Genomic DNA, 25,178 nt, shown 5'->3' on the forward strand with positions numbered 1-25,178 from the left:
GTGGCTCGGTGGGTCGGTGGGTCGGTGGGTCGGTGGGTCGGTGGGTCGGTGGGGTCGGTGGGGTCGGTGGGTGGTCGTCGGTCGGACCGGGTCGCGGGGGACGTGCTCGGGGCACCTCCTCAGGCGGCGTCGCGCTCCACCGCGGCCGGCGGGCCGCCCGGCGAGCAGTGGTGGTCGGGCGGGCAGGCCGCGCACTCCTCGCGCCGGGGCTGGCGCGCGGGCACGGCGACGCACGACAGCAGGCCCGCCACGACGAGCAGGGCCGCGGCGGCGCCCATCACGGTGCCGAACCCGTCGACGATCCGCGCGGGGTCGGTCAGCCCGCTGCCGCCCAGCCCGCCCACCAGCGGCACGGCGGCCACGGCGACCAGGCCGGCGGTCCGGGCCGCGGCGTTGTTGACGCCGCTCGCCAGCCCGACCAGGTCGTCGGGCGCGGAGGCGAGCACGGTCGCGGTCAGCGGCGTCACCATCAGGGTCAGCCCGAGGCCGAAGACCGTGGCCGGGGCGAGCACGTCGACGGCGTACGACACCTCGGCGTCGATCCGGCTCAGCCACACCACGCCGACGGCGGCCAGGAGCGGCCCGGCCGTCATCGGCAGCCGGGGGCCGAGCCGGTCCGAGAGGGCGCCGGCGCGCGAGGACAGCAGCAGCATGCACAGCGTCACCGGCGAGAGCGCGAGGCCGGCGAGCAGCGGGGAGTAGCCCGCCCCCACCTGGACGGCGATGCCGACCGAGAAGAAGACCGCGCCCAGGGCGGCGTACGCCAGGAGGGTGACGGTGTTGGTGACCACGAAGACCCGGGAACCCAGCAGCGCGCCCGGCACCAGCGGCTCCCGGGCGCTGCGCTCGCGCACCACGAAGCCGGCCGCCGCGAGCGCGCCGAGGCCGAGACCGAGCAGGACGCGCCCGTCGGTGAGGCCGTACGACGCCCACGCGGTGAGCGCGTAGGAGACCAGGCCCAGCGCCGCCGCGAGCCACAGCGCGCCCGGCCAGTCGAGGTGCCCGGCCGTGCGGCTGGGCGCGATGTCGGGCACGTGCCGCCGGGTCACCACGACCACGAGCAGCGCCAGCGGCAGGTTGACGAGGAACGCCCACCGCCAGTCACCGACCGCGATCAGCCAGCCGCCCACGAACGGCCCGATCGCGCCCGCGACCCCGGTCAGGCCCGACCACGAGCCGATCGCCCGGGCCCGGTCGCCCGGGGCGAAGCTGTGCTGCAGGATCGCCAGGCTGCCCGGCGTCAGCAGTGCCGCACCGACGCCCTGGACGGCCCGGCTGGCGATCAGTGTGCCGACGTCGGGCGCCAGCCCGCACGCACCGGAGGCGACGGCGAACAGGGTGACGCCGAGCAGGAACACCCGTCGCTGGCCGAAGGTGTCCCCGAGCGCGCCGCCGACCAGCACCAGCGCCGCCAGGGCGAGCGCGTAGGCGTTGACGACCCAGGTCAGCGACTGCGACCCGGCGCCGAGCTCCTCGCCGATGCGGGGCAGCGCGAGGTTGACGACGGTGGCGTCGATGAACGTGAGCGCCGCGCCGAGGACGGTCGCGGCCAGCACCCAGCGGGCGCGGGGCTCACCGGACCGGAGCGCCCCGGTCGGCGGAGGTGTCGGTGGCGTCGGTCCGGGCGGCGTCGGGCCGGGTCGGGTGCTCACGAGTCCGCACGGTACGCCGCTCCCGGCGCCGGGCGGGCGGGGCGAGCGCGTGCGCGATCCCCCCCACCACGGCGGCCAGCAGGACGGCCGCGACCACGTCGCTGGGCCGGTGCCAGCGCAGCATCACCGTGGCGGCGCCGGCCACCCCGGCGGCGGCCGCGCCGGCCAGCAGCGCGGTGCCGTTGAGCAGCCGCGGCACGGCCAGCACCAGCCCCGCGGCCAGCCCCGCCACCGCCGCGGTGTGACCGCTCGGCAGCGAGTTGCCGGCCGCGCCACCGACCAGCTCGGGGCGGTCGAGCAGCAGCTTCAGCAGCCGCGCGAGCACCGGCGTCGCGCCGACCGTGGCGACGACGGCCACCGCGCGCCGGGGGCCGTGGACGACCAGCGCCAGCAGGCCGAGCGCCAGCCCGGCGAGCAGGACGGTGCCGGCCGAGACGAGCGCGAGCACCTCCGCGGAGGTGCTGCGGCCCGGGAGGGTGTCGGCGGCCCAGCGCATCAGCCGGTCGTCGAGGTACTGGCCCTCCGGCGTGAGCACCGCCGCGGCGTACACCCCGGCGAGCGCGAGCGCCGCCACCACGGCGAGCCCCACGCCCCGGCGCACGTCACGGCCGTGCCCGGTGGTCGCGGGGGAGCGGTCGTGCGTCACGGGACCTCCTGGGCCGGTCGGGGTCGTCGATCCTCCCCGGTCGACCTGAGACGACCCTGTGGGGCTGCGAAGGGCTTGCTCGAAGAACACTCACGATATATCGTCGACATATCAAGAACGTGTCGCTCAGTCCGTGACATCCGCCGGACCCGACACCCCCGACGAAGGAGATCCATCATGAGACACCCCCTCTTCAACCCCGAGGACGAGCCCGTACGCCGCCAGCGCGGCGGCAGCGGGCGAGGTCGCGGCCACCGCGGCCACGACGGCTGGGCCGGCCCCTGGGGCGCCGCCCTCGGCGGTCCGCCGCCGTGGGTCGCGCAGATGTTCGGCCCCGACCTGACCGGGATGCACCGCCGTGGCGGCGGCCCCGGTGGCGGTCGTGGCCGGCCGCGCGCCCGCCGGGGCGACGTGCGCTCCGCCATCCTGGACGTGCTGGCCACCTCGCCCGAGGGCATGAACGGCTACCAGGTGATCCAGCAGATCGCCGAGCGCTCCCACCACCAGTGGAAGCCCAGCCCGGGGTCGGTCTACCCGACCATCTCGCAGCTGGAGGACGAGGGCCTCGTCGAGGACGCGCCCGCGGGCCGCAAGGCGCTGCAGCTGACCGCCGAGGGCCAGGCCTACGTCGTCGACCACCCCGAGGAGCTGGCGGCCGTGTGGGCTCCGTTCGTGCCCGAGGAGGACGACCACGAGGCCGTCAACTTCAAGCAGGTCATCGGCCAGACGGTGGGCGCGATCGTGCAGGTGGTCAGCACCGGCACGCCCGACCAGCGCGAGAAGGCGCTGCACATCCTCGCCGAGACCCGGCGCCAGATGTACGGCCTGCTCGCCGAGGGCCCGGACGATCTCGAGGACGATCTCGAGGACGACCTCGACGGGTCCGACGAGCTCGACGAGACCGGCGACGGCACGGACCCGCGGGAGCGGTGATGGCCGAGCTGCGCATCGGTGACGGCGAGCGCGAGTCCGCGGTGGCGGCCCTGGGGGAGCACTACGCCCAGGGCCGCCTCACCAAGGACGAGTACGACGAGCGCAGCGACGCCGCCTGGACCGCCCGCACCGCAGGCGACCTGCGACCGCTGTTCGCCGACCTGCCCGCTTCCGCAGCGGGGCCGGTCGCCCCGCGCCCGGGGGCCGGCGAGGTGGTGGCGCCGCCACCTCGCCGCCAGGTGCCCTGGAAGGCGCTGCTGGTCGCGCTGGCCGTCCTCGGCGTCCTCACCAACGGCAAGCTCGTCCTGGTCGCGCTGCTGCTGTGGTTCGTGCTCGCCCGGCACCACCGGGTGCCGCACCCGCCGTGGGTCCACCGCGGCCCCGGCGCCACGCCGCCGCCGCCGTGGGGCAGTGGAGGTGGTCACCGCCGCTGATCGCTGCCAGGGTGGGCGGGTCCCGACCGGGACGCGTCCCGCAAGGAGCACCCCGTGGCACAGACGGCAACCACCGACGCCCCCGCCGAGCGCGGGCTCGCGCGCTTCGCCCAACGACTGGCCGGCTGGACCGAGCGGTGGTTCCCCGACGCCTACGTCTTCGCCCTCATCGGCGTCGTCGTGGTCTCGCTGGCCGCGCTGCTCAACGGCACCAGCCCCAAGGGCGTCGCCGAGGCCTTCGGGGGTGGCTTCTGGGACCTGACCGCCTTCACCCTCCAGATGGCGATGGTCGTGCTGACCGGCTACGTGGTCGCGACCTCCCCGCCGGCCGCCAAGCTGATCGAGCGCATCGCGCGGGTGCCGAGCACCGCCCGCGGCGCGGTCGCCTTCGTCGCGCTGATCTCGTGCCTGGTCTCGATGCTCAACTGGGGCCTGAGCCTGGTCTTCAGCGGCCTCCTGGCCCGGGCCATCGCCCGGCGTCCCGACCTCCGGGCCGACTACCGCGCGCTCGGTGCTGCGGCGTACATGGGGCTCGGGGCGGTCTGGGCCCTGGGCCTGTCCTCCTCGGCCGCCCAGCTGCAGGCCACCGCCGCCTCGCTCCCGCCCGAGCTGCTCGAGATCACCGGCGTGCTCGACTTCGGCGACACCATCCTGACCTGGCAGTCGCTGACGATGGCGCTGATCCTGATCGTGCTGACCGTGGCCATCTCGTGGCTCTCGGCGCCCCAGGGGGCCTCGATCAGGACCGCCGAGGACATGGACATCGACCTCGACGACACCGTGGCGAAGCCGGGCCCGCGCACGCGGCCCGGGGAGTACCTCGAGCGCTCGCCCGTGCTGCCGATGCTGGTCGGCCTGCTCGCACTGATCTGGCTGGTCTACCAGTTCATCGAGAACCCGTTCCTGACCGTGGTCAGCAACCTCAACACCTACCTGCTGGTGTTCGTGATCCTCGGCCTGGTGCTGCACGGCACCCCGCGCAACTTCCTCGACGCCGTCAGCAAGGCGGTGCCCACCACGGCGGGCGTGCTGGTGCAGTACCCCCTGTACGCCGCGATGGCCGCCGTCCTGACCCGGGCGACCGGCAACGGCGGCCTCACCGTCTCCGAGCACCTCGCCGACCTGTTCACCAACCTCGGCGGGGGCGGCGGCTTCGCGATCGTGATCGCGATCTACACCGCCCTGCTCGGCCTGCTGGTGCCCTCCGGTGGTGGCAAGTGGCTGGTCGAGGCGCCGTACGTCATGCAGTCGGCCACCGACGTGGGCATGAACCTCGGCTGGACCGTCCAGATCTACAACGCCGCCGAGGCGCTGCCCAACCTGGTCAACCCGTTCTTCATGCTCCCGCTGCTCGCCGTGCTGGGGCTGCGGGCCCGGGACCTGGTCGGGTTCACCTTCGTGCAGTTCCTCTTCCACCTGCCGGTGGTGCTGCTCCTGCTCTGGCTGCTCGGCATGACCTTCGAGTTCGAGCCGCCCGTCATCCCCTAGCCCGCCGCCCCCGGGCCCGGGCCCCGGGGCTTCTCGCAGTGCGGACACCCGACGTGACCAGGTCCGGGCCCCGGCGTTGGCGGGGGCGTGGACCACGCACCCCTCGGCTACGAGCACCGCGACGAGCCCGGGATGCTCGGGTTCGTCGCCCGCTGGTGGCTGGCCCGCCGTCGCGCCCGGGTCCGCGCCGCGCTCCGGCGGCGGCGCTGACCCCGGCGGGTCGGACGGGCTAGATGAGCGGCAGCCGCTTCTGGGAGCGCGGCAGGTGCTCGTAGCCCCGGCTCACCGCGTGGGCCAGGTCCTCGGCCGGGTAGGGCCACTGGCCCGCCGCGAGCGCCTCGGAGGCCGGCACGCCGCGCGAGGCGAGGTCGCGGATGGTCTCGGCCACCACCCCGATCGACGAGCGCTGCTCGAAGACGAAGTCGCGGTCCACCGGCGCCCCGTGGCCCGGCACCACCACCGTGGCCGGGCCGACCAGCTCCAGGGCCAGGTCGAGGCTCAGCGGCCACTCCATCGGCCAGGAGTCGGCGCCCCACACCGGCATCCCCGACTCCTCGACGAGGTCGCCCGCGACCAGCACGTCGGCGTCCTCCACCCGGGCGACGAGGTCGCCGTCGGTGTGGCCGCGGCCCGGGTGGACCAGCTCCACCACCCGGTCGCCCAGGTCGATCGCCGTGACCGAGGAGAAGGTGCGGTCCGGCGGCGAGACGACCGCGGCCGCGGCCTCCTCGGCCCGCGGCCCGTCGTACGCCGCCACCGATCGGAGCAGGTGCCCCTCCCAGTCGCCGGCCTCGTGGCCGGTCACCACCACGTCCTCGCCGGCGGCGCGGGCGGCGGCGTTGCCGAGCACGTGGTCGAGGTGGGCGTGGGTGTTCACGACCTCGACCAGCGGGGCGCGGGTGGCGCGGCGCACGACCTCGAGGACCTCGGCGAAGGACGCGTCCGAGGTGTGGGTGTCGACCAGCAGCAGGCCGCGCTCGCCCTCGACGGCGGTGACGTTGACGTCCCACCAGGGATGACGCACCACCCAGACGCGGTCGGCGAGCTCGGTCAGGGTGGGCTCGCCGTGGGGGCGTGGCGTGGCGTCGGACACCCCGCGAGCGTATGACGCGGCGCGTAGACTTGGCACTCGGAAACCCGGAGTGCCAACCTGGCCGCGGAGCCACCCGACGGGTGGACCGGACACGTGGACGGAGGAGCTGTGCAGGAGGACCGTCGGCTCGCCGTGCTGCGCGCCATCGTCGAGGACTACGTCGCCACCCGCGAGCCCGTGGGCAGCAAGGCGCTGGTCGAGCGGCACGCGCTCGGTGTCTCCCCGGCCACCGTCCGCAACGACATGGCCGCGCTGGAGGAGGAGGGGCTGATCGCCCAGCCGCACACCAGTGCGGGCCGGATCCCCACCGACAAGGGTTACCGCTTCTTCGTCGACCGGCTGACGCAGGTCAAGCCGATGTCGGCGGCCGAGAAGCGCGCCATCGCACGCTTCCTCGAGGGTGCCCACGACCTCGACGACGTGATCTCGCGCTCGGTCCGGCTGCTGGCGCAGCTGACCCAGCAGGTCGCGATCGTGCAGTACCCCACCCTCGCCCGCTCCACGGTCCGCCACGTCGAGCTGGTGTCGCTGACCGAGACCCGTGTGCTGCTCGTGCTGATCCTCTCCACCGGTCGCGTCGAGCAGCGCGTCGTCGAGCTGCCCGAGGGCCTCGACGCCGCCGCCCTGGCCGAGCTGCGGGGCAAGATCCTGCGCGCGGCCGTGGGGGAGCGGATCACCGAGGCGGCCACCGCGCTGGGCCGGCTCACCGAGCAGGTCGAGCCCGGCGACCGCACCCCGGTCGCCGTCATCGGCGCCGCCCTGGTCGAGGCGATGAGCAACGAGCGCACCGACGAGCGCGTCGTGGTCGGCGGCACCGCCAACCTCGCCCGGTTCGGCGACGGCTTCGACCGCTCCATCAAGCCCATGCTCGAGGCGCTCGAGGAGCACGTCGTGCTGCTGCAGCTGCTCGGCGAGGCGACGTCGGCCGGCGCGGTGACGGTGCGGATCGGGGCCGAGGGGCCCTACCGCGAGCTCGCCACCACCTCGGTCGTGGCCACCGGCTACGGCCCCGGCGAGGAGGTCGTCGGCTCGCTCGGCGTGGTCGGCCCCACCCGCATGGACTACCCCGGGTCGATGGCCGCCGTGCGCGCGGTCGCCCGCTACGTCTCCACCATCCTCGACCAGGCCTGACGGCCTCCCGCTCCACCGACCCACCCGATCCTGCCTGCCCCTGACCGCGGCCCCGGCCGCCCGTCCCGAACCCGAAAGAGACACCGTTGAGCCAGGACCCCTACGAGATCCTCGGCGTCTCCCGCGACGCCGAGGCCGACGAGATCAAGAAGGCCTACCGCCGTCTGGCCCGTCAGCTGCACCCCGACGTGAACCCCGACCCGGAGACCCAGGAGCGGTTCAAGGAGGTCTCCGCGGCCTACGAGGTGCTCGCCGACCCCGAGAAGCGCCGGATGTACGACCTCGGCGGCGACCCCTTCGGTCGGGGCGGTGCCGGGGCCGGCCAGGGCGCGGGCTTCTCGTTCACCGACATCATGGACGCCTTCTTCGGCGGCCAGGCCGGTGGCGCCGGACAGGGTCGCGGACCCCGGCCGCGCTCGCGGCGCGGCCAGGACGCCCTCGTCCGGCTCGAGGTCGACCTGGCCGAGGCGGCGTTCGGGGTCTCCCGCGAGCTCAAGGTCGACACGGCCGTGCTCTGCACCGTCTGCGAGGGCAGCGGCGCGGCCCAGGGCTCCACGCCGGTCACCTGCGAGACCTGCCACGGCCGCGGCGAGGTGCAGCAGGTGCAGCGCTCGTTCCTCGGCGAGGTCCGCACGCTGCGGGCCTGCCCGGCCTGCCGTGGCTTCGGCGAGATCATCCCCGAGCCGTGCCGCGAGTGCTCCGGCGACGGCCGGGTCCGGTCGCGCCGCACGCTCACCGTCAAGATCCCGCCGGGCGTCGACACCGGCACCCGCGTGCAGCTCGCCGGTGAGGGCGAGACCGGTCCCGGCGGCGGGCCCGCGGGCGACCTCTACGTCGAGATCCAGGTCGCGCCCCACGAGGTGTTCAGCCGCGACGGCACCGACCTGCGCTGCCACGTCACGGTCCCGATGACGGCCGCCGCGCTCGGCACCACGATCAAGATGCCGCTGCTCGAGGCCGACGTCGCCGAGGCCGACTCCGAGATGGACCTCTGGGTCGACGTCGAGGTCCGCCCCGGCACCCAGTCTGGCCAGGAGCAGGTGCTGCGCGGCCGCGGCATCCCGCACCTGCGCTCGCAGGTGCGCGGCGACCTCGTCATCACCATCGACGTGGAGACCCCCGCCCGCCTCGACGACCGCCAGACCGAGCTGCTCCAGGAGCTGGCCCGGCTGCGTCACGAGGAGTCGCCCGACGGCCGGATCCAGCAGCCCCACAAGGGCATGTTCGGCCGGCTGCGCGACGCCTTCCACCCCCGCTAGGCCGACCGCGTGAGCCTGCCCGTCTTCCTCGGACCGGTCACCGACGCCCGTGTCGGTGATCGGGTCCGGGTCGAGGGCGACGAGGCCCGGCACGCGGTCGTGGTGCGTCGCACGCGTGTCGGCGAGCAGGTCGTGCTCACCGACGGCGAGGGCACGGCGGTCACCGGCGAGGTGGTGGAGGCGCAGAAGAACGCGTTCGTGGTGTCGGTCACCGACGTGCGCCACGAGGACCGTGCCGCCCCCCACGTCACCGTCGTCCAGGCCGTGCCCAAGGGCGACCGCGGCGAGCTGGCCGTCGAGGTGCTGACCGAGGTCGGCGTCGACCGCGTCGTGCCCTGGGCGGCGGCGCGCTGCGTCGGGGTCTGGCGCGGTGAACGGGCCGAGAAGTCGCTGGCCAAGTGGCGCGCCACCGCCCGCGAGGCCGGCAAGCAGTCCCGCCGCGCCTGGCTGCCGGAGGTGCGTCGCCTCGCCGCGACCGCCGACGTCGTCGCCCTGCTGGAGGACGCTGACCTGGGGGTGGTGCTGCACGAGGCGGCCGACACGGCCTTCGCGGCGCTGCCGCTCGCGGTCGACGGCGTCGAGGTCGGCACGGTCGTCGTGGTCGTCGGCCCCGAGGGCGGGCTCACCGACGAGGAGGTCGCGACCTTCGCCGCGGTCGGGGGCACCCACGTGGTCACCGTCGGCCGGTCGGTGCTCCGCACCTCGACGGCCGGCGTGGTCGCCGTCGCGGCCCTGCTCTCCCGGACGGGTCGCTGGGCCTAGCGGGGACCTGGTCCGGTCTCGACGCCCTCCAGGAAGTCCACCACCACCGCGAGCGGCATCTCGCAGGGCTTGAGGACCCAGCCGTCGCCCAGGGCGTAGGCGTTGGTGCTGACCACGGCGGAGCCGTCGAGGGCCTCGGCCCAGACGCTGGCGCTGCGGCCCCCGGTCCGGGTGGTGCGCGTGACCGACCAGCGTCGCCCGGCGTACGACGCCTCCGACCAGCCCTCGGGCACCCGGGCCAGCAGCGCGGCCACGGGGTCGGGCGTGCTCACCGGACCCGCAGCCGCTTGGTGTCGCGGCTCCCGTCGACCAGCGAGACGACGAGGGTGAAGTCGCCGACGGGGGAGGAGACGTCGGCGGCGTACGACGCGACCTCCCCGGGTCGCTCCGTCCCGGCCGTGCCCTCCCGCACCACCTCGTCGCCGTCGAGCAGCCGCCACGTGACCCGGCCGTCCTCGACGCGCGCCCAGCCGCGCACGGTGAAGGCGCTGCTCACCACGGCGCCGTCGGCGGGGCTGTCGACCAGCACGCGCGAGACCGCCGTCTCGTCGGGGACGACGGGCTCGCCGAGCGGGACGCCCCACAGCTCCTCGGTCGGGGCGCCGTCGAGCAGGACCTCGACCGGCAGCCGGCTGCGGGTGGCGGTGTCGACCGTCCACACCAGCGCCTGCAGCGCCGTGGCCGCCTCCTCGCGGTCGACGTCGACGTCGGTGTCGAGCCCGGCGAGGTCCACCGTGACGCGGTCGCTGCCGACCCGGGTGGCCACGCGGGCCTCCACCCGCGGCCACGCCGGGGCGAGGTCGTCGTCGACCACCTGGCGGCTGACCAGCTGCTCGACCGCCACCTGCACGTCGTCGCCGGTGGCGTCCTCGACGAGGTGGCGGTCGGCGAACAGCAGCGTGCCGCCGCGGGCCGCGGCGTACGTCGTCACCGCCAGGTCGCGCGGCTCCTGCTCCTCACCCGTGGACCCGGTCGCCCGGGTCTCGTCGACCACCCCGTCGGTCGGCGCCGCGGGCCGCCCGCGGTCCGCGGCCCACGTGACGCCCCCGATGACCACCGTCGTCGCCACGGCGGCGGCCAGCACGCGCGGCACCCACCACGCGGGGCGCTGGTCGTCGGGCTGCGCGGTCATGGCACCTCCTGCGGTCACGGTACGGCGGCCCGCCGTCCGCCGGCGGCCCACGAGGGGTCGTGGCCGGCGCGGCCGTCGGTCATAGTGGGCCCATGAGCGCGTCGAGCCCCGCCGAGGACTGCCTGTTCTGCCGCATCGTCGCGGGGGAGGTCCCGGCCGACGTGGTCCACCGCGGCGAGACGACGCTGGCCTTCCGCGACGTGAACCCGCAGGCGCCCACCCACGTGCTCGTCGTGCCGCAGGCCCACCACGTCGACGCGGCCGCGCTCGCCCAGGACGACCCCGCCACCCTGGCCCACCTCGTCGACGCCGCCCGCGAGGTCGCCGCGGCCGAGGGCCTCGACGAGGGCTACCGGCTCGTGTTCAACACCGGCGCCCAGGCCGGTCAGACGGTCTTCCACGTCCACCTGCACCTGCTCGGTGGCCGCGACCTGGGCTGGCCGCCCGGATGACCGTCTCCGGGGGCCGCGAGCGGGACCGGTCGCAAGGACGCTCGGGAGACCGTGGCACCCGCCACCCTCTCCCGAGTCCTGCCCGACGCGCCCCGCGCCCCGCGGTCCTGGTGGCCGCCCTGGCCGTGCTCGCGCTGCTGCTCGGCGGTTGCGGCGCCACCGGGTCCGGTGCGACCGAAGCCCCGGACGGCGCCGGTGCAGCGGCCACGCCGTCCCCTACGCCGGCCGAGGAGCCGGCCGAGCAGCCGGCCGCCGGGCACTCCGGGCATGCCGCGGCCGCCGACGACGACACCCCGCCCCGTCCGCTCCGCGCGGGGGAGCGGCGGGTCGGGCTGCGGATGCCGGCCGACTACACGCCCTCGGCGCCCTACGGCCGCGGCACCGACGACTACCGCTGCTTCCTGCTCGACCCCCGACTGGCCTCGGACCAGGCCATCACCGGGTTCGACGTGCGGCCCGGGAACCCCGACGTCGTCCACCACGTGATCCTGTTCCGGGTGCCGACCGAGCAGGTCGACGCCGCGGAGGAGCGTGACGACGCGACCGCGGGCCAGGGCTGGACCTGCTTCGGCGACACCGGCCTCGGCGGCGGACCCGGCGCCGGCCTGGACGACGCCCCGTGGCTCGGCGCCTGGGCACCCGGCGGCCGCGAGCAGGTGCACCCCCGCGGGCTCGGCGTCGAGCTCGACCGCGGCTCCCGCATCGTGATGCAGGTCCACTACAACCTCGTCGACGGCGCCGAGCCGGACCGCAGCGCCGTCGACCTCCGCCTCGCCCCGCGCACGCCGGCCACGACCCTGCTCCACACCCGGCTGCTCCCGGCGCCGGTCGAGCTCCCCTGCCGCCCCGGGCGCGACGACGCGGCGCTGTGCGAGCGAGCGGCCGCGGTCGCCGACGTCAAGGAGCGTTTCGGCGAGGGTCCCGGGTCGACCGCCGACCTGCTGCACCTGCTGTGCGGCGAGGTGCGACCGGGGCCCGTCCAGACCTGCGACCGGCCCGTGACCCAGCCCGAGACGGTGCGCGGGGTCGCCGGCCACATGCACCTGCTGGGCCGGCAGGTCCGGATCGAGGTCAACCCCGGCACGCCCCGGGCGCGGACCCTGCTCGACGTCCCGGTGTGGAACTTCGACGACCAGGGGAGCCGTGCGGTGCGCCCCACCCGGCTCGTGCCCGGCGACACCGTCCGCGTCACCTGCCGCCACACCCAGCGCCTGCGCGACCAGCTGCCCGCCTTCGAGGGCGTCCCCGAGCGCTACGTCGTGTGGGGCGAGGGCAGCACCGACGAGATGTGCCTCGGCATCCTGCAGGTCACCCGACCCTGACCGTCCGGACGGGAAGCAACCCGGGTGACCGCGTGTTCTGCCTCCCGTAGCATCGACACGATCATCGCCACCGCACCGAAGGGCGGCCCACCGTGGGCCAGCAATGACCGAACCCAGCAACGCCGGCACCACCGATCCCCAGGTCCCCGACACGGCCGAGGCCGCGACACGGACGCCCACGACGGTGGTGGTGCCCACCAGCATCAACATGGTCTCCCTCCTGGGGCCGCGCGACGAGCACCTCGCGCAGATGGAGAAGGCCTTCGACGCCGACGTCCACGTCCGCGGTAACCGGATCACCCTCACCGGCGCCCCCGCCGAGGTGGCCGTGGCCGAGCGTGCCCTCGACGAGCTGGTCACGATCATCCGCACCGGCCAGGGCCTGTCGGCCGAGACCGTCGAGCGGGTGATCGGCATGCTCCAGGCCGAGACCACCGAGCGTCCCGCCGACGTGCTGAGCCTCAACATCCTGTCCAACCGTGGCCGCACGATCCGTCCCAAGACGCTCAACCAGAAGCGCTACGTCGACTCGATCGACAAGCACACGATCGTCTTCGGCATCGGTCCTGCCGGCACCGGCAAGACCTACCTGGCGATGGCCAAGGCGGTCCAGGCCCTGCAGGCCAAGAAGGTCAACCGGATCATCCTGACCCGACCCGCGGTCGAGGCCGGCGAGCGGCTGGGCTTCCTGCCCGGCACGCTGAGCGAGAAGATCGACCCCTACCTGCGCCCGCTCTACGACGCGCTGCACGACATGCTCGACCCCGAGCTGATCCCCAAGCTGCTGGCCGCCAACACCATCGAGGTCGCCCCGCTGGCCTACATGCGCGGCCGCTCGCTCAACGACGCGTTCATCATCCTCGACGAGGCGCAGAACACCTCGCCGGAGCAGATGAAGATGTTCCTGACCCGGCTCGGCTTCGGCTCCAAGATCGTGGTCACCGGCGACGTCACCCAGGTCGACCTGCCCTCGGGCACCAAGTCGGGCCTGCGCGTGGTCGAGGACATCCTCGACGACGTCGAGGACATCGCCTTCAACCGGCTCACGGCCCACGACGTGGTGCGCCACCGGCTGGTCGGCAAGATCGTGGCGGCCTACGACGAGTTCGACGCCCGCCAGGAGGGCCAGTCCGTCCCCGTCGCACGGCCCGCCGAGCGGCGTACGGGGGAGCGCCGGTGAGCATCGAGATCCAGAACGAGTCCGGTGCCGAGCTCGACGAGCACCGGCTGCAGCGGCTGGCCCGCTCCGTGCTCGACCGGATGCGCGTCCACCCGCTCGCCGAGCTCTCGGTGACCGCCGTCGACGAGGCCACCATCGCCGAGCTCAACGCGAAGTGGATGGACAAGACCGGTCCCACCGACGTCCTGGCCTTCCCGATGGACGAGCTGCGTCCGGGCCTGGTCAACGCCGAGCCCGAGGAGGGCGTCCTCGGCGACCTCGTGCTGTGCCCGGCCGTCGCCGCGCAGCAGGCCGACGTCGCCGGCCACGACACCCAGGACGAGTTCGACCTGCTCACGGTGCACGGCATCCTGCACCTCCTGGGCTACGACCACGGCGAGCCCGACGAGCACCGCGAGATGTTCGCGCTCCAGGCGCAGCTGCTCGGGGAGTTCCTCGGCCACGAGTCGGACGCGGCGCAGCACGCCGCCCGACAACCGGCGCCCACGCCCGACGACCGCGGCTGAGCGGCCCCCGATGGACGGTCACGGCCCGGCGCTGATCCTCACGGTGGTCGCCCTCGTCGCGCTCGCGGCGGTGCTCGCCAGCACCGAGGCCGCGACGACGTCGTTCTCGCGCGCCCGGGCCCTTGAGCTCGCCCACGAGCAGCGACCCGGCGCCGTCCACCTGCTCCGGGTGCTCGACGACCCCGCACGCCACCTCAACGCCCTGCTGTTCCTGCGGCTGCTCAGCGAGACCGCCGCCGTGGTGCTCGCCACCGCGGTGGCGATGAGCCTGCTGGGTCGCAACGACTGGTCGACCGCGCTGGTCGCCACGGTGGTGATGTTCGTGGTGCTCTTCGTCGTCATCGGCGTCGGCCCGCGCACCATCGGCCGGCAGCGCGCCGAGCAGGTCTCGCTGGCCACCGCGGGGGGTGTGCTGGCCCTCTCGCGGGTGCTCGGACCGCTGCCGCGCCTGCTGATCCTGGTCGGCAACGCGCTGACCCCGGGCAAGGGCTTCAGCGAGGGGCCGTTCGGCTCCGAGGCAGAGCTGCGCGAGATGGTCGACCTGGCCGAGGCCTCGAGCCTGATCGAGTCCGACGAGAGCCGGATGATCCACTCCGTCTTCGAGCTCGGCGACACCTCGGTGCGCGAGGTGATGGTGCCGCGCACCGACGTGGTCTACATCGAGCGGCAGAAGACGCTGCGCCAGGCGATGTCGCTGTTCCTGCGCAGCGGCTACTCCCGGGTGCCGGTGGTGGGGGAGAGCCTCGACGACATCATCGGCTTCGTCTACCTCAAGGACGTCAGCAAGCGGGTCTTCGACCGCAAGGCCGCCGAGAGCACCGAGGACGTCGAGCACCTGATGCGCCCGGTACTCCACGTGCCCGACTCGAAGCCCGCCGACGACCTGCTCCGCGAGATGCAGGCGCAGCGGCGCCACATCGCCGTCGTCGTGGACGAGTACGGCGGCACCGCCGGCATCGTGACCATCGAGGACGTGCTGGAGGAGATCGTCGGCGAGATCACCGACGAGTTCGACGCCGAGGAGACCGGCGTGGAGATCCTGCCCGACGGTGCCCGGCGGGTGCCGGCACGCTTCCCCGTCGACGACCTCGAGGACCTCGTCGGGGTGGCCGTGGAGGACGAGGACGTCGACTCCGTCGGCGGGCTGATGGCCAAGCACCTCGGCGTGGTCCCGATCCCCGGCTCGACGGTCGAGGTGCTCGGTCTCCAGCTGACCGCCGAGGAGGCCAAGGGCCGCCGCAAGAAGATCGGCACGGTGCTGGTGCGCCGGCTCGAGCCGGTCCCGGACCCCGAGGACGACGACGTGCCCGAGGAGCGCCGGTCCCGCTCCGAGCGCCGCGAGCGCGAGCGCGAGGACCGGGGCGACCGCGTCCGCTCCTCCCAGACCTAGACTCCCGCGCGTGACCGACACCGCCGGCTGGGAGCCGCTGACCGACGACCCTGCCGACCAGCCCGGCGCCGAGGACCGCAAGCTCGCCGTGCTGGCCAAGGCCACCCGCACCCGGGCGCGCGCCGCCGAGGGGGCCGCGCTGCGCGACCTCGACGGGCGCACCTACGCCGCCGCCACGGTCGACCTGCCCCACCTGCGGCTCAGCGCCCTGGGGGCCGCGGTCGCGATGGCGGTGGCCAGCGGGGCCGCCGGCCTCGAGGCGGCCGTGCTGCTGACCGACTCCGACCAGGTCGGCGACGACGAGCTCGCGGTGGTCGGCGACCTCGGTGGCAGCGGGGTCACGGTGCTGCTCGGCGACCCGGCCGGGCGGCTGCGGGCGCGGCGTACGACCTGACGCGGCGCGGGGTGGTGCGCGAGCCCCCCGGTCGCTGGCAAGGTGGGAGCGTCGACGTGCCATGATGGTTGCGATGAGCAACCACCCCAGGAGGTGTCCGGCATGACCGCCCTGCTGCCCCAGGCGTCACGCCGTACGGCCAGCACCACCGGCCGCGCGGCCCACGCCGCCGCTGTCCGCCGCCTCCAGCAGTCCTACGCCGCCCTGCCGCCCGGCTCGCCGGTCCGGCTGGCCAAGCGCACCTCCAACCTGTTCCGCCCCCGGGAGACCGTGGCCGGCTCGGGGCTCGACGTCTCCGGGCTGACCGGGGTGATCGAGGTCGACCCGGGCGCCCGCACCGCCGACGTCCAGGGCATGTGCACCTACGAGGACCTCGTCGACGTCACGCTGGCCCACGGCCTGGTGCCCCTCGTCGTGCCCCAGCTGCGGACCATCACCCTCGGTGGCGCCGTCACCGGGCTCGGCATCGAGTCCACGTCGTTCCGCCACGGGCTGCCCCACGAGTCCGTGCTCGAGATGGACGTCTTCACCGGCGCCGGCGAGGTCGTCACCACCAGTCCGACCGAGCACGCCGACCTGTTCACCACCTTCCCCAACTCCTACGGCTCGCTCGGCTACGCCACCCGGCTGCGCATCGAGCTGATGCCCGTCACCTCCCACGTCGCGCTGCGCCACGTGCGCTTCACCGAGACCGGCCCGCTGGAGCGGGCGATCGCCGAGATCACCGACACCGGGGCCTTCGACGGCGAGGCCGTCGACCTGCTCGACGGCACCTCCTTCGAGCCCGGCCACCACGTGCTCAGCCTCGGCCGGTTCGTCGACAGCGACCAGCCGGGCTCGGACTACACCGGCGCCGGCGTCTACTGGCGCTCGGTGGCCGAGCGCACCACCGACCTGATGACCGTCCACGACTACCTCTGGCGCTGGGACACCGACTGGTTCTGGTGCTCCCGGGCCTTCGGCGCCCAGCACCCGCTGGTGCGCCGGCTCTGGCCCCGCCGGCTGCGCCGCTCCGACACCTACCACCGGCTCGTCGGCCTCGACCAGCGCTTCGGCGTCGTCGACCGGCTCGACGCCCGCGCCGGCCGGCCGGCCCGCGAGCGCGTCGTGCAGGACGTCGAGGTGCCCGTCGAGCGGCTGGGGGAGTTCCTCGACTGGTTCGACGAGGCCGTGGGCATGCGCCCGGTCTGGCTGTGCCCGCTGCGGCTGCGCGACTCCGTGGCCGGGACGAACCCGTGGCCGACGTACCCCCTCGAGCCGGGGCGCACCTACGTCAACGTCGGCTTCTGGGGCGCGGTGTCCGTCGGCCCCGAGGCCCCCGACGCCCCGCTCAACCGGGCGATCGAGGCGCGCGTCGCCGAGCTCGACGGACACAAGTCCCTCTACTCCGAGTCGTTCTACGACCGCGAGACCTTCGACCGTCTCTACGACGGTCCCCACCTGGCTGCGGTGAAGCAGCGCTACGACCCCCACGACCGGCTCACGAGCCTCTACGACAAGGCGGTGCGACGACGATGACGACCCTCAAGGACCTCGGTGGTGCAGCCCGCGGGACCACGGCCCCCAAGCTGACTATCGCGCAGATGTTCGAGACCCTGCTGCTCCGGCCCGCGCCGGTCCGGTTCACGGCGTACGACGGCAGCAGCTACGGCCCGACCGACGCCCCCTTCGGGCTGGACCTCACGACCGAGCGCGGCCTGGCCTACCTGGTCACCGCCCCCGGTGACCTGGGGCTGGCCCGGGCCTACGTCTCGGGCGACCTCGACGTGCGCGGCGTCCACCCGGGCGACCCCTACGCCGGCATGGTGACGCTGCTGCGCGCGATGCGCTTCCGTCGGCCCAGCCCGGGCCAGGCGGTCGCCCTGATGCGCTCGATCGGCCTCTCGCAGCTGCTGCCCCCGCCCCCGCCGCCGCAGGAGCACCTGCCGCGCTGGCGCCGGGTCATGGAGGGGCTGCGCCACTCCTCCGAGCGGGACTCGCAGGTGATCTCGCACCACTACGACGTCTCCAACCGGTTCTACGAGATGGTCCTCGGGCCCTCGATGACCTACACCTGCGCGCTGTTCGAGACCGAGCACACCTCGCTCGAGGAGGCCCAGCGCGCGAAGTACGAGCTCGTCGCCCGCAAGCTCGCGCTCCGGCCGGGCCAGCGCCTGCTCGACGTCGGCTGCGGGTGGGGCGGCATGGTCCGCCACGCCGCCCGCGAGCACGGCGTCCGCGCCCTCGGCGTGACGCTCTCGCGCGAGCAGGCCGAGTGGGCGCAGGAGAAGATCCGCGAGGAGGGCCTCGAGCACCTCGCCGAGGTGCGCCACCTCGACTACCGCGACGTGCAGGAGACCGGCTTCGACGCCGTCAGCTCGATCGGCCTCACCGAGCACATCGGCGTCGACCAGTACCCCGCCTACTTCGGCTTCCTGCGCGACAAGCTGCTCCCCGGCGGTCGCCTGCTCAACCACTGCATCACCCGCCCGACCAACAGGCCGACGGCGACCGGCGCCTTCATCGACCGCTACGTCTTCCCCGACGGCGAGCTGACCGGCTCGGGCCGGATCATCACCGAGGCGCAGGACGCGGGCCTGGAGGTCCAGCACGAGGAGAACCTCCGGGTCCACTACGCCCACACCCTGGCCGGCTGGTGCCGCAACCTGGAGGCCCACTGGGACGAGGCCGTCGCCGAGGTCGGCGAGGGCACGGCCCGCGTCTGGGGGCTCTACATGGCCGGCTCCCGGATGGGCTTCGAGCGCAACGAGATCCAGCTCCACCAGGTGCTCGCCACCCGCACCGACGACGAGGGCCGCAGCGGGTTCCCGCTGCGCCCCGACTGGGTGTGAGACCGGCGCCGGCGGATAGCCTGCGGGGATGACCTCCGCCCGTACGACGCACCGCGCCGTGGTGCGCTCGCGACGGCGGATCTCCCAGCACTTGCTCCGGCTCGAGCTCACCACCGACGGGACGCTGGCCTCGACCGGGGTGGCCGACGAGTGGCTGGCCCTGACCGTGCCGGGACAGTTCCAGACCCGCTACTACACCGTCCGCTCGCTCGAGGGGGACGACCTCGTCCTCGACGTGGTCGTGCACGACGAGGGCCTGGTCACCGGGTGGGCACAGACCGACTGCGTCGGCGACGAGGTCGGCCTCGGGGCGCCCAAGGGGTCCTTCGAGCTGCCGCCCGACGCCGGCTGGGTGGTGCTGGCCGGCGACCTGACCGCGCTGCCCGCGATGGCCCGGATCGCCGCCTCGCTGGGCGGCACGCTGCCGCTCGCCGTGCACGCCGAGACGCCCGACGGGCCGCTGCCCGACTACCTCGGCGTGGAGGCGACCTGGCACCACGCCGAGCCGGGCAGCAGCGAGCTGGCCCGCACCGTGGCCGGCCTCGACTGGCCCGACGGCCCGGGCTACTTCTGGATGGCGGGCGAGTCCGCGCAGATGCGCGACATCCGCCGCCACGTCCGTCGCGACCTCGGCTGGGACTCCAAGCACCACGAGGTGATGGGCTACTGGAGCGGCAGCCGCGGTCGTCAGGCCCGGCGCGTCGACCCCGGTCCGCTCTACGCCCGTGGCCGCGCCGCGGGCAAGACCGACGAGCAGATCTGGGCCGAGTACGACGAGAGCAGGGACCCCGCATGAGCACCCCCACCAGCGACCCGCACCGGTCGGGGTTCGCCTGCTTCGTCGGCCGCCCCAACGCCGGCAAGTCGACGCTGACCAACGCGATCGTCGGCACCAAGGTGGCGATCACCTCCTCCAAGCCGCAGACCACCCGCACCGTCGTGCGCGGCATCGTGCACCGGCCCGACGCGCAGCTGGTGCTCGTCGACACCCCCGGGCTGCACAAGCCGCGCACCCTGCTGGGCGAGCGGCTCAACGACCTCGTCGTCACCACGTGGGCCGAGGTCGACGTGGTGGCCGTCTGCTTCCCGGCCGACCAGAAGCCGGGTCCCGGCGACCGGTTCCTGGTCGACGAGCTGGCCAAGGTCCGGCGTACGACGAAGTTCGCGGTCGCCACCAAGACCGACCTCGTCACCCCCGAGCAGCTCGGCCAGCACCTGCTGGCCATCGACCGGCTCGGCCGCGAGACCGGCACCGAGTGGGCCGAGATCGTGCCCGTCTCGGCCGTCAACGGTGACCAGGTGCAGCTGCTCGCCGACCTGCTGGTGCAGCGGCTGCCCGAGGGGCCGCAGCTCTACCCCGACGGCGACCTGACCGACGCCCCCGAGGAGGCGATCGTCGCGGAGCTGATCCGCGAGGCCGCGCTGGAGGGTGTGCGCGACGAGCTGCCGCACTCGATCGCCGTCGTGGTCGAGGAGATGGGCCTACGCGAGGGCCGCCCGGCCGACAAGCCGCTGCTGGAGATCCACGCCAACCTGTTCGTGGAGCGCTCCTCGCAGAAGGGCATCGTGATCGGCCACAAGGGCTCGCGCCTGAAGGAGGTCGGCACCGCTGCCCGCCACCAGATCACCGCCATGCTCGGCACCCCGGTCTACCTCGACCTCCACGTCAAGATCGCCAAGGACTGGCAGCGCGACCCCAAGCAGCTGCGCCGGCTCGGCTTCTGAGGCGCGCCCGGGGCGGGTCGGCGGCGTCGGTGCCGGCCGGTAGCGTCGCCGCGTGACCGGCTGGGACGACCTCTACGACGCGCACGCGCGCGAGCGCTGGGTCGAGGAGCCCCTCAAGCGGGTGCGCGCGCCCGAGCGGACGCCCTTCGAGCGCGACCGGGCGCGGGTCGTCCACGCGGCGTCGCTGCGCCGGCTCGCGGCCAAGACGCAGGTGCTCGGGCCCGGCACCGACGACTTCGTCCGCAACCGGCTCACCCACAGCCTCGAGGTGGCCCAGGTCGCGCGCGACCTCGCCCACCCGCTCGGGTGCCACCCCGACCTCGCCGAGACCGCGGCGCTGGCCCACGACCTCGGCCACCCGCCCTTCGGCCACAACGGCGAGACCGTGCTCGACGAGCTCGGGGCGGCGGCCGGCGGGTTCGAGGGCAACGCCCAGACGCTGCGCATCCTGACCCGGCTCGAGGCCAAGTCCTTCGACGCCGACGGGCGCTCGGTCGGGCTCAACCTGACCCGGGCGACGCTCGACGCCTGCACCAAGTACCCCTGGACCCGCACCGACGCCCCGGCCGACCGCCCCGGCAAGTTCGGCGTCTACGACGACGACCGGGCCGTCTTCGGGTGGCTGCGCGACGGGGTCGGCGGCGCCCGGCGCGCGGTCGAGGCGCAGGTGATGGACGTCGCCGACGACATCGCCTACTCCGTGCACGACCTCGAGGACGGCGTCGTGCTCGGCGGCATCGACCTGGCGCTGCTCGACGACCCGGGGGAGCGGGCGGCGGTCTTCGCCACGGTGCGCGAGCTCTACCTGCCCGACGTCGACGCGGCGGCGCTCGAGGAGGCCCTGGCGCGGGTGCGCTCGGTCGGCTCGTGGCCCGGCGCGGCGTACGACGGGAGCCGGCGGGCGCTCGCCTCGCTGAAGAACCTCACCAGCGACCTCATCGGGGTCTTCTGCGGCGAGGTCCACCGCGCCACCGTGGAGCGGCACGGGCCCGGGCCGCTGGCCCGCCACCGCGCCGACCTGGTGGTGCCCGACGGCACCCTGGCCGAGGTGTCGGTGCTCAAGGGGGTGGCGGCGCACTACGTGATGCGCTCGACGGCCCGGCTGGGCGTGATGGAGCGGCAGCGTCAGCTGGTCGCCGAGCTCCACGAGGCGCTGGTGCGCCGCGGCGAGGACGCGATGGACGCCGCCCACGCGGCCGACCTCCGCGAGGCCGCCGACGACCGGGGGCGCTCCCGGGTGGTGCTCGACCAGCTGGCCAGCCTCACCGACGCCTCGGCGGTGGCGTGGCACGCGCGGCTGTGCCGCTGACCCGGGGCACCCCTCGGGTCCCGGACCGCGCGAGGATGGGCCCATGAGCGATCGACTGGTCTGGCTGCCGTTCGACCCCGCCGAGCTGGGGGAGCTGCCCGACGGGCTGCGCTACGAGCACGTCGACCCCGACGGCGACGAGGTGCCGGCGAGCGTCGAGGAGGTGGCGTTCGTGGTGATGCACTACCGGTTCAGCCGGCCCGACGGCGAGCTGCTGGCGCGGATGCCGCGCCTGGAGGTGGTCCAGACCCAGACCGCCGGGGTCGAGCACGTCCGCCCCTACCTGCCCGAGGGCGTCACGCTGTGCAACGGCCGGGGCATCCACGACACCTCGACCGCCGAGCTCGCCCTGACCCTGACGCTGGCCTCGCTGCGCGGGATCCCGGAGTTCGTCCGGGCGCAGGACCGCGGCGCCTGGGAGGCCGAGCGGCGGGAGTCGCTGGCCGACAAGACCGTGCTGATCGTGGGCTACGGCCAGATCGGCGCCGCCGTCGAGGAGCGCGTCCGGGCCTTCGAGGCCGACGTGGTCCGGGTGGCCCGCAGCGCCCGCGACGGCGTCCACCCGATCGGCGACCTGCCCTCGCTGCTGCCCTCGGCCGACGTCGTGGTCGTCGTGGTGCCCGGCACCGACGAGACGGTCGGCCTCTTCGACGCGGCCATGCTGGCGCGGATGCGCGACGGCGCGCTGCTGGTCAACGTGGCCCGTGGCCCGGTCGTCGACACCGACGCCCTGCTCGCCGAGCTGACCAGCGGCCGGCTCCGCGCCGGCCTCGACGTCACCGACCCGGAGCCGCTGCCCGAGGGACACCCCCTCTGGGACGCCCCCGGCCTGCTGCTCACCCCCCACGTCGGCGGCGCCAGCAGCGCCATGCAGCCCCGCGCCCGCCGGCTCGTCCGCGAGCAGCTCGAGCGGTACGCCGCCGACGACGAGCTCGCCAACGTGGTCACCGGGGACTACTGAGCCGGGGTCTTTCCCGGGGGCGGTCCGCTGGCCCTCCGGGTGGTCTTCCCGGGTGGCCGGTGGTCGGGGTGGGGTCGTCCTCGGGACACCAGCGCTGTCCCGGCGTACTCCTGACGACGCTGGTGTCCCGAGGTGGGCCGAGCGAGCGGCGTACGAGAGGACCGAGGCACCGCCTCCCGCTCCGCCGGAGGTCCGGTCGCTGCGCCGGGGTTGTTGCTCCGGCGCAGTGACGGTTTCCCAAGCGAACCTGGGAAACCGCCGCCGGCCTCGAAGCCGAGCAAGAGCCGCTCACGACGACGAGGACCGACCCGGCAGCGCCGGATCGGTCCTCGGGTCGAACAGGTGGAGCAGGTGCGTCAGCTCAGGGCAGGTTGCCCTGGGGGCCGGTGTCCTCGCCGGCGCGCAGGCGCTCCGGGTTGAGCTCGCCGTCGGCCTTGCTTTCCGAGGCCGCACCCGTGGGGGTGGACGTCGAGACGACGCCGGTGGGGCCCGAGGTGGACGAGGAGGAGCTGACCTTGTCCTTGGCCGCACCCGAGGCGTCCTTGGCGGCGTCGGCGGCGGAGCTGGCCGTGTCGGCGACCTTCTCCTTCACCAGCGGGGCCTTCTCGCGGGCGAGGTCGGCGGCCTGGTGGGCCTTCTCCTGCACGCGCGGGTCGTTCTTGACCTTCTCGTAGGACTGACGGAGCTGCTCGTAGCGCTCGCGTCCGGCCTTGGCGCCGAGCACGTAGCCGACGCCTCCTGCGGCCAGGACTACCAACTTGCCGATCATGGGGTTCCCTCCTTCTGCTCCCGGTGGGGAGCGTCTGTGGCGGCCGACGCGTCGTCGCGCTGGCCCGCCTCTCGCCGGATCTTGCGCCCGATCGCGGCGTCCTTGTCACGCTGCTTGCGCAGCTTCTTGATGTTGCGGGTGTCGCGCGGGGGCAGCTGCAGGTCCTCCTCGGCGGGCAACCCGGCCTGCAGCTGACGCCCCCGCTCGAGCTCGGAGTCGAGCTCGGCGCCGAAGAGCAGCGCCAGGTTGGTGATCCACACGAACAACAGCGCCACGATCACCGAGGCGGCCGCGCCGTAGGTCTTGCTGTAGTTCGCGAACGTCGCGAGGTAGAGCCCGAAGGCCACCGAGGCGACGACCCAGATGCCGATGGCCGCGGCCGCGCCCACCGAGATCCACTTGAACTTCGGCTGCTGGATGTTGGGGGTGACGTAGTAGAGCAGGCCCACGAGCACGACGACCATGACCAGCACGAGGGGCCACTTCACGATCGCGAACGTCGTCACCGCGGCGTCGCCGAGGCCCACCACGTTGCCGATCGACTGCAGGATCGGTCCGGAGACCACCAGCAGCACGAGCACCGTCGCGGCGAGGAGCACCGAGACGAAGGTCAGCAGCAGCATCACCGGGCGGAGCTTCCAGAACGGACGCCCCTCCTCGATCTCGTAGATCTTGTTCATCGCGCGGCTGAAGGCGCCGACGTAGCCCGAGGCGGACCACAGCGCGGCGAGCAGACCCACGACGAGGCCGACGCCGGCGGCGTCGGACTGGGCCACCGAGGTCAGGAACGGCTCGATGGTGCCGAGGATCTGCGAGGAGACGAGCGGACGCAGGATCTTCAGCACGTTGTCGACCGCCGCGGCCGGGTCCGCGAAGACGCCGATGGTCGAGATCAGGGCGATCGCGGCCGGGAACACGGCCAGCACGGCGTAGTAGGTCAGCGCGGCCGCGAGGTCGGTGCACTGGTCCTCGGTGAACTCGTGCAGCGTCTTGCGCAGCACGTAGCCCCACGACTGCTTGCGCAGCTCGGTGGGCGACTCCGGCTTGTCCTCGTGCGAGGCCCCGTCAGGAGTCGAGGTCGAGACGTCGTCGCGGCTGCGGCGTACGTCGGACGCGCTCACCGCCGGCTCCGCCAGGCGATGATGAGCAGCGCGAGCACCACACCGGCCGCGGCACCCGCGCCGGCGCCGACGAGGCCCGGCTCGGGGGAACCGTCGGCGGTCGTCGCGCGGTCCTTGACGCCGGCCACCTTGTTCTTGGCCTGGGCCTTGACGTCGAGCTTCTGGGTGAGCTGGTCGACGGTGCCGGCCAGCTGCTCGCGCTGCCGCTCGATGTCGGCCTGGATCTCCTGGGGGGTCTGGCTCATGCGCGCTGTCCCTTCACGGTGGCGATGTCGTCCTTGAGGCCCTGCTGGGCCTTCTCGGGGGCGAGCGGGGTGGCCTGCTGGACCTGGCCCTTGCCGGTCAGGGCGAGGATCCCGGCGATCACGAACAGCACGACCGCGACGATCAGGGCGGCGAGCCAGCCGTCGAGCACGAGGCTGAGCGCGAGGACGGCGGTGGCGACGAGCGTGCCGAAGCCGAAGAAGGCGAGCAGCCCGGCGGCGCTGAACATGCCGATGCCGACGCCGACCTTCTTGCCCTTCTGGGCCAGCTCGGCCTGGGCGAGGCGCATCTCGGAGCGGATCAGCTCGGGCACCTGGGTGGTCAGCTGGTTGACCAGGGCGCCCAGCGTGGGGTCGGCTCCCTGGCGGGGGTCGTGGGTCTGGGTGGTGGGCACCGCGGTGGAGCCCGACTGATCGGTCATGGG

At 74.2% G+C, this 25,178-nt stretch carries 28 protein-coding genes; 19 read left to right on the top strand and 9 right to left on the bottom strand.

The annotated features are described in order from the left end of the window. Positions 1 to 119: 119 nt before the first annotated feature. A complete protein-coding gene (locus ASG49_RS05110) occupies positions 120 to 1,652 on the bottom strand; it encodes an MFS transporter (RefSeq protein ID WP_056537891.1) in 1,533 nt (510 codons plus the stop codon). Further along, positions 1,573 to 2,298, bottom strand: a complete 726-nt coding sequence (locus ASG49_RS05115; RefSeq protein WP_056537894.1) for a phosphatase PAP2 family protein — start codon at positions 2,296 to 2,298, stop codon at positions 1,573 to 1,575. The genes ASG49_RS05110 and ASG49_RS05115 overlap by 80 nt, the downstream gene beginning before the upstream one ends. Positions 2,299 to 2,475: 177 nt before the next feature. Between ASG49_RS05115 and ASG49_RS05120 the strand changes: the two genes are divergently transcribed. From ASG49_RS05120 to ASG49_RS19460, 4 genes are all read left to right on the top strand, one after another. Continuing rightward, a complete protein-coding gene (locus ASG49_RS05120) occupies positions 2,476 to 3,231 on the top strand; it encodes a PadR family transcriptional regulator (RefSeq protein ID WP_056537897.1) in 756 nt (251 codons plus the stop codon). Next, the gene (locus ASG49_RS05125) at positions 3,231 to 3,665 is read left to right on the top strand and encodes a DUF1707 domain-containing protein (RefSeq protein WP_056537899.1); all 435 of its coding nucleotides are present in this window, start codon (positions 3,231 to 3,233) and stop codon (positions 3,663 to 3,665) included. Before ASG49_RS05120 ends, ASG49_RS05125 begins: the two co-directional genes overlap by 1 nt. A gap of 54 nt (positions 3,666 to 3,719) precedes the next feature. Further along, positions 3,720 to 5,153, top strand: coding sequence for a short-chain fatty acid transporter (locus ASG49_RS05130; protein WP_056537902.1), 1,434 nt, complete (start codon positions 3,720 to 3,722; stop codon positions 5,151 to 5,153). Positions 5,154 to 5,240: 87 nt separating this feature from the next. Further along, positions 5,241 to 5,363: a hypothetical protein gene (locus tag ASG49_RS19460; RefSeq protein ID WP_255355079.1), complete on the top strand. Its 123-nt coding sequence runs from the start codon at positions 5,241 to 5,243 to the stop codon at positions 5,361 to 5,363. Between the two features lie 19 nt (positions 5,364 to 5,382). Here the strand turns inward: ASG49_RS19460 and ASG49_RS05135 are convergent, their stop codons facing one another. After that, the gene (locus tag ASG49_RS05135) at positions 5,383 to 6,246 is read right to left on the bottom strand and encodes an MBL fold metallo-hydrolase (RefSeq protein WP_056537905.1); all 864 of its coding nucleotides are present in this window, start codon (positions 6,244 to 6,246) and stop codon (positions 5,383 to 5,385) included. Between the two features lie 108 nt (positions 6,247 to 6,354). Here ASG49_RS05135 and hrcA point away from each other — a divergent pair, with 108 nt between their 5' ends. The 3 genes from hrcA (at position 6,355) to ASG49_RS05150 (ending at position 9,398) form a co-directional block, all read left to right on the top strand. Continuing rightward, the gene (gene hrcA / locus ASG49_RS05140; protein ID WP_056537908.1) at positions 6,355 to 7,377 is read left to right on the top strand and encodes a heat-inducible transcriptional repressor HrcA; all 1,023 of its coding nucleotides are present in this window, start codon (positions 6,355 to 6,357) and stop codon (positions 7,375 to 7,377) included. Positions 7,378 to 7,463: 86 nt separating this feature from the next. Next, positions 7,464 to 8,636 carry a molecular chaperone DnaJ gene (gene dnaJ / locus ASG49_RS05145; RefSeq protein ID WP_056537911.1) on the top strand — a complete coding sequence of 391 codons (1,173 nt, stop codon included), beginning with the start codon at positions 7,464 to 7,466 and terminating at the stop codon, positions 8,634 to 8,636. Positions 8,637 to 8,645: 9 nt separating this feature from the next. Then, the gene (locus ASG49_RS05150; protein ID WP_056537914.1) at positions 8,646 to 9,398 is read left to right on the top strand and encodes a 16S rRNA (uracil(1498)-N(3))-methyltransferase; all 753 of its coding nucleotides are present in this window, start codon (positions 8,646 to 8,648) and stop codon (positions 9,396 to 9,398) included. Here ASG49_RS05150 and ASG49_RS05155 read toward each other — a convergent pair. Together ASG49_RS05155 and ASG49_RS05160 are read right to left on the bottom strand one after the other, a co-directional pair. After that, positions 9,395 to 9,670, bottom strand: a complete 276-nt coding sequence (locus tag ASG49_RS05155; RefSeq protein ID WP_082533789.1) for a hypothetical protein — start codon at positions 9,668 to 9,670, stop codon at positions 9,395 to 9,397. The genes ASG49_RS05150 and ASG49_RS05155 overlap by 4 nt on opposite strands. Then, positions 9,667 to 10,530: a Gmad2 immunoglobulin-like domain-containing protein gene (locus tag ASG49_RS05160; protein WP_056537916.1), complete on the bottom strand. Its 864-nt coding sequence runs from the start codon at positions 10,528 to 10,530 to the stop codon at positions 9,667 to 9,669. The genes ASG49_RS05155 and ASG49_RS05160 overlap by 4 nt, the downstream gene beginning before the upstream one ends. A gap of 92 nt (positions 10,531 to 10,622) precedes the next feature. Here ASG49_RS05160 and ASG49_RS05165 point away from each other — a divergent pair, with 92 nt between their 5' ends. From ASG49_RS05165 to ASG49_RS05220, 12 genes are all read left to right on the top strand, one after another. Next, positions 10,623 to 10,982 carry a histidine triad nucleotide-binding protein gene (locus ASG49_RS05165; protein ID WP_056537919.1) on the top strand — a complete coding sequence of 120 codons (360 nt, stop codon included), beginning with the start codon at positions 10,623 to 10,625 and terminating at the stop codon, positions 10,980 to 10,982. A gap of 110 nt (positions 10,983 to 11,092) precedes the next feature. Further along, a complete protein-coding gene (locus ASG49_RS05170) occupies positions 11,093 to 12,304 on the top strand; it encodes a hypothetical protein (protein ID WP_235561910.1) in 1,212 nt (403 codons plus the stop codon). Positions 12,305 to 12,407: 103 nt separating this feature from the next. After that, positions 12,408 to 13,484 carry a PhoH family protein gene (locus ASG49_RS05175; RefSeq protein WP_056537922.1) on the top strand — a complete coding sequence of 359 codons (1,077 nt, stop codon included), beginning with the start codon at positions 12,408 to 12,410 and terminating at the stop codon, positions 13,482 to 13,484. Continuing rightward, the gene (gene ybeY, locus ASG49_RS05180) at positions 13,481 to 13,990 is read left to right on the top strand and encodes an rRNA maturation RNase YbeY (RefSeq protein WP_056537924.1); all 510 of its coding nucleotides are present in this window, start codon (positions 13,481 to 13,483) and stop codon (positions 13,988 to 13,990) included. The genes ASG49_RS05175 and ybeY overlap by 4 nt, the downstream gene beginning before the upstream one ends. Positions 13,991 to 14,000: 10 nt before the next feature. Beyond that, positions 14,001 to 15,380, top strand: coding sequence for a hemolysin family protein (locus ASG49_RS05185; protein ID WP_056537927.1), 1,380 nt, complete (start codon positions 14,001 to 14,003; stop codon positions 15,378 to 15,380). 10 nt (positions 15,381 to 15,390) lie between these two features. After that, positions 15,391 to 15,774 (top strand): hypothetical protein, encoded by a 384-nt coding sequence (locus ASG49_RS05190; RefSeq protein ID WP_056537930.1) that lies wholly within the window; start codon positions 15,391 to 15,393, stop codon positions 15,772 to 15,774. 102 nt (positions 15,775 to 15,876) lie between these two features. After that, on the top strand, positions 15,877 to 17,292 hold the full coding sequence (locus tag ASG49_RS05195; RefSeq protein ID WP_082533790.1) for an FAD-binding oxidoreductase: 1,416 nt from the start codon (positions 15,877 to 15,879) through the stop codon (positions 17,290 to 17,292). Continuing rightward, entirely contained in the window at positions 17,289 to 18,605 is a 1,317-nt protein-coding gene (locus ASG49_RS05200; RefSeq protein ID WP_056537935.1) for a cyclopropane-fatty-acyl-phospholipid synthase family protein, read from the top strand. Before ASG49_RS05195 ends, ASG49_RS05200 begins: the two co-directional genes overlap by 4 nt. A gap of 28 nt (positions 18,606 to 18,633) precedes the next feature. Continuing rightward, entirely contained in the window at positions 18,634 to 19,401 is a 768-nt protein-coding gene (locus ASG49_RS05205; RefSeq protein ID WP_056537938.1) for a siderophore-interacting protein, read from the top strand. After that, positions 19,398 to 20,330 (top strand): GTPase Era, encoded by a 933-nt coding sequence (era, locus tag ASG49_RS05210; RefSeq protein WP_056537941.1) that lies wholly within the window; start codon positions 19,398 to 19,400, stop codon positions 20,328 to 20,330. The genes ASG49_RS05205 and era overlap by 4 nt, the downstream gene beginning before the upstream one ends. 52 nt (positions 20,331 to 20,382) lie before the next feature. Continuing rightward, complete coding sequence (locus tag ASG49_RS05215; protein WP_056537944.1) at positions 20,383 to 21,639, top strand: deoxyguanosinetriphosphate triphosphohydrolase; 1,257 nt, start codon at positions 20,383 to 20,385, stop codon at positions 21,637 to 21,639. A gap of 43 nt (positions 21,640 to 21,682) precedes the next feature. Continuing rightward, positions 21,683 to 22,600 (top strand): 2-hydroxyacid dehydrogenase, encoded by a 918-nt coding sequence (locus ASG49_RS05220; RefSeq protein WP_056537948.1) that lies wholly within the window; start codon positions 21,683 to 21,685, stop codon positions 22,598 to 22,600. A 361-nt stretch (positions 22,601 to 22,961) separates the two neighbouring features. Here ASG49_RS05220 and ASG49_RS05225 read toward each other — a convergent pair whose 3' ends face one another. From ASG49_RS05225 to ASG49_RS05240, 4 genes are read right to left on the bottom strand one after another with little or no spacing between them, the layout of a single operon-like run. Then, the gene (locus tag ASG49_RS05225; RefSeq protein WP_056537951.1) at positions 22,962 to 23,369 is read right to left on the bottom strand and encodes a hypothetical protein; all 408 of its coding nucleotides are present in this window, start codon (positions 23,367 to 23,369) and stop codon (positions 22,962 to 22,964) included. Continuing rightward, a complete protein-coding gene (locus tag ASG49_RS05230) occupies positions 23,366 to 24,490 on the bottom strand; it encodes a YihY/virulence factor BrkB family protein (protein ID WP_056537954.1) in 1,125 nt (374 codons plus the stop codon). Before ASG49_RS05230 ends, ASG49_RS05225 begins: the two co-directional genes overlap by 4 nt. Further along, on the bottom strand, positions 24,487 to 24,735 hold the full coding sequence (locus tag ASG49_RS05235; RefSeq protein ID WP_056537956.1) for a DUF3618 domain-containing protein: 249 nt from the start codon (positions 24,733 to 24,735) through the stop codon (positions 24,487 to 24,489). The genes ASG49_RS05230 and ASG49_RS05235 overlap by 4 nt, the downstream gene beginning before the upstream one ends. Further along, complete coding sequence (locus tag ASG49_RS05240; RefSeq protein WP_056537958.1) at positions 24,732 to 25,175, bottom strand: phage holin family protein; 444 nt, start codon at positions 25,173 to 25,175, stop codon at positions 24,732 to 24,734. Before ASG49_RS05240 ends, ASG49_RS05235 begins: the two co-directional genes overlap by 4 nt. Between the last annotated feature and the right edge of the window lie 3 nt (positions 25,176 to 25,178).

Origin of the sequence: Marmoricola sp. Leaf446, from assembly GCF_001424755.1 — a bacterium.
Taxonomy (GTDB): Bacteria; Actinomycetota; Actinomycetes; order Propionibacteriales; family Nocardioidaceae; genus Marmoricola.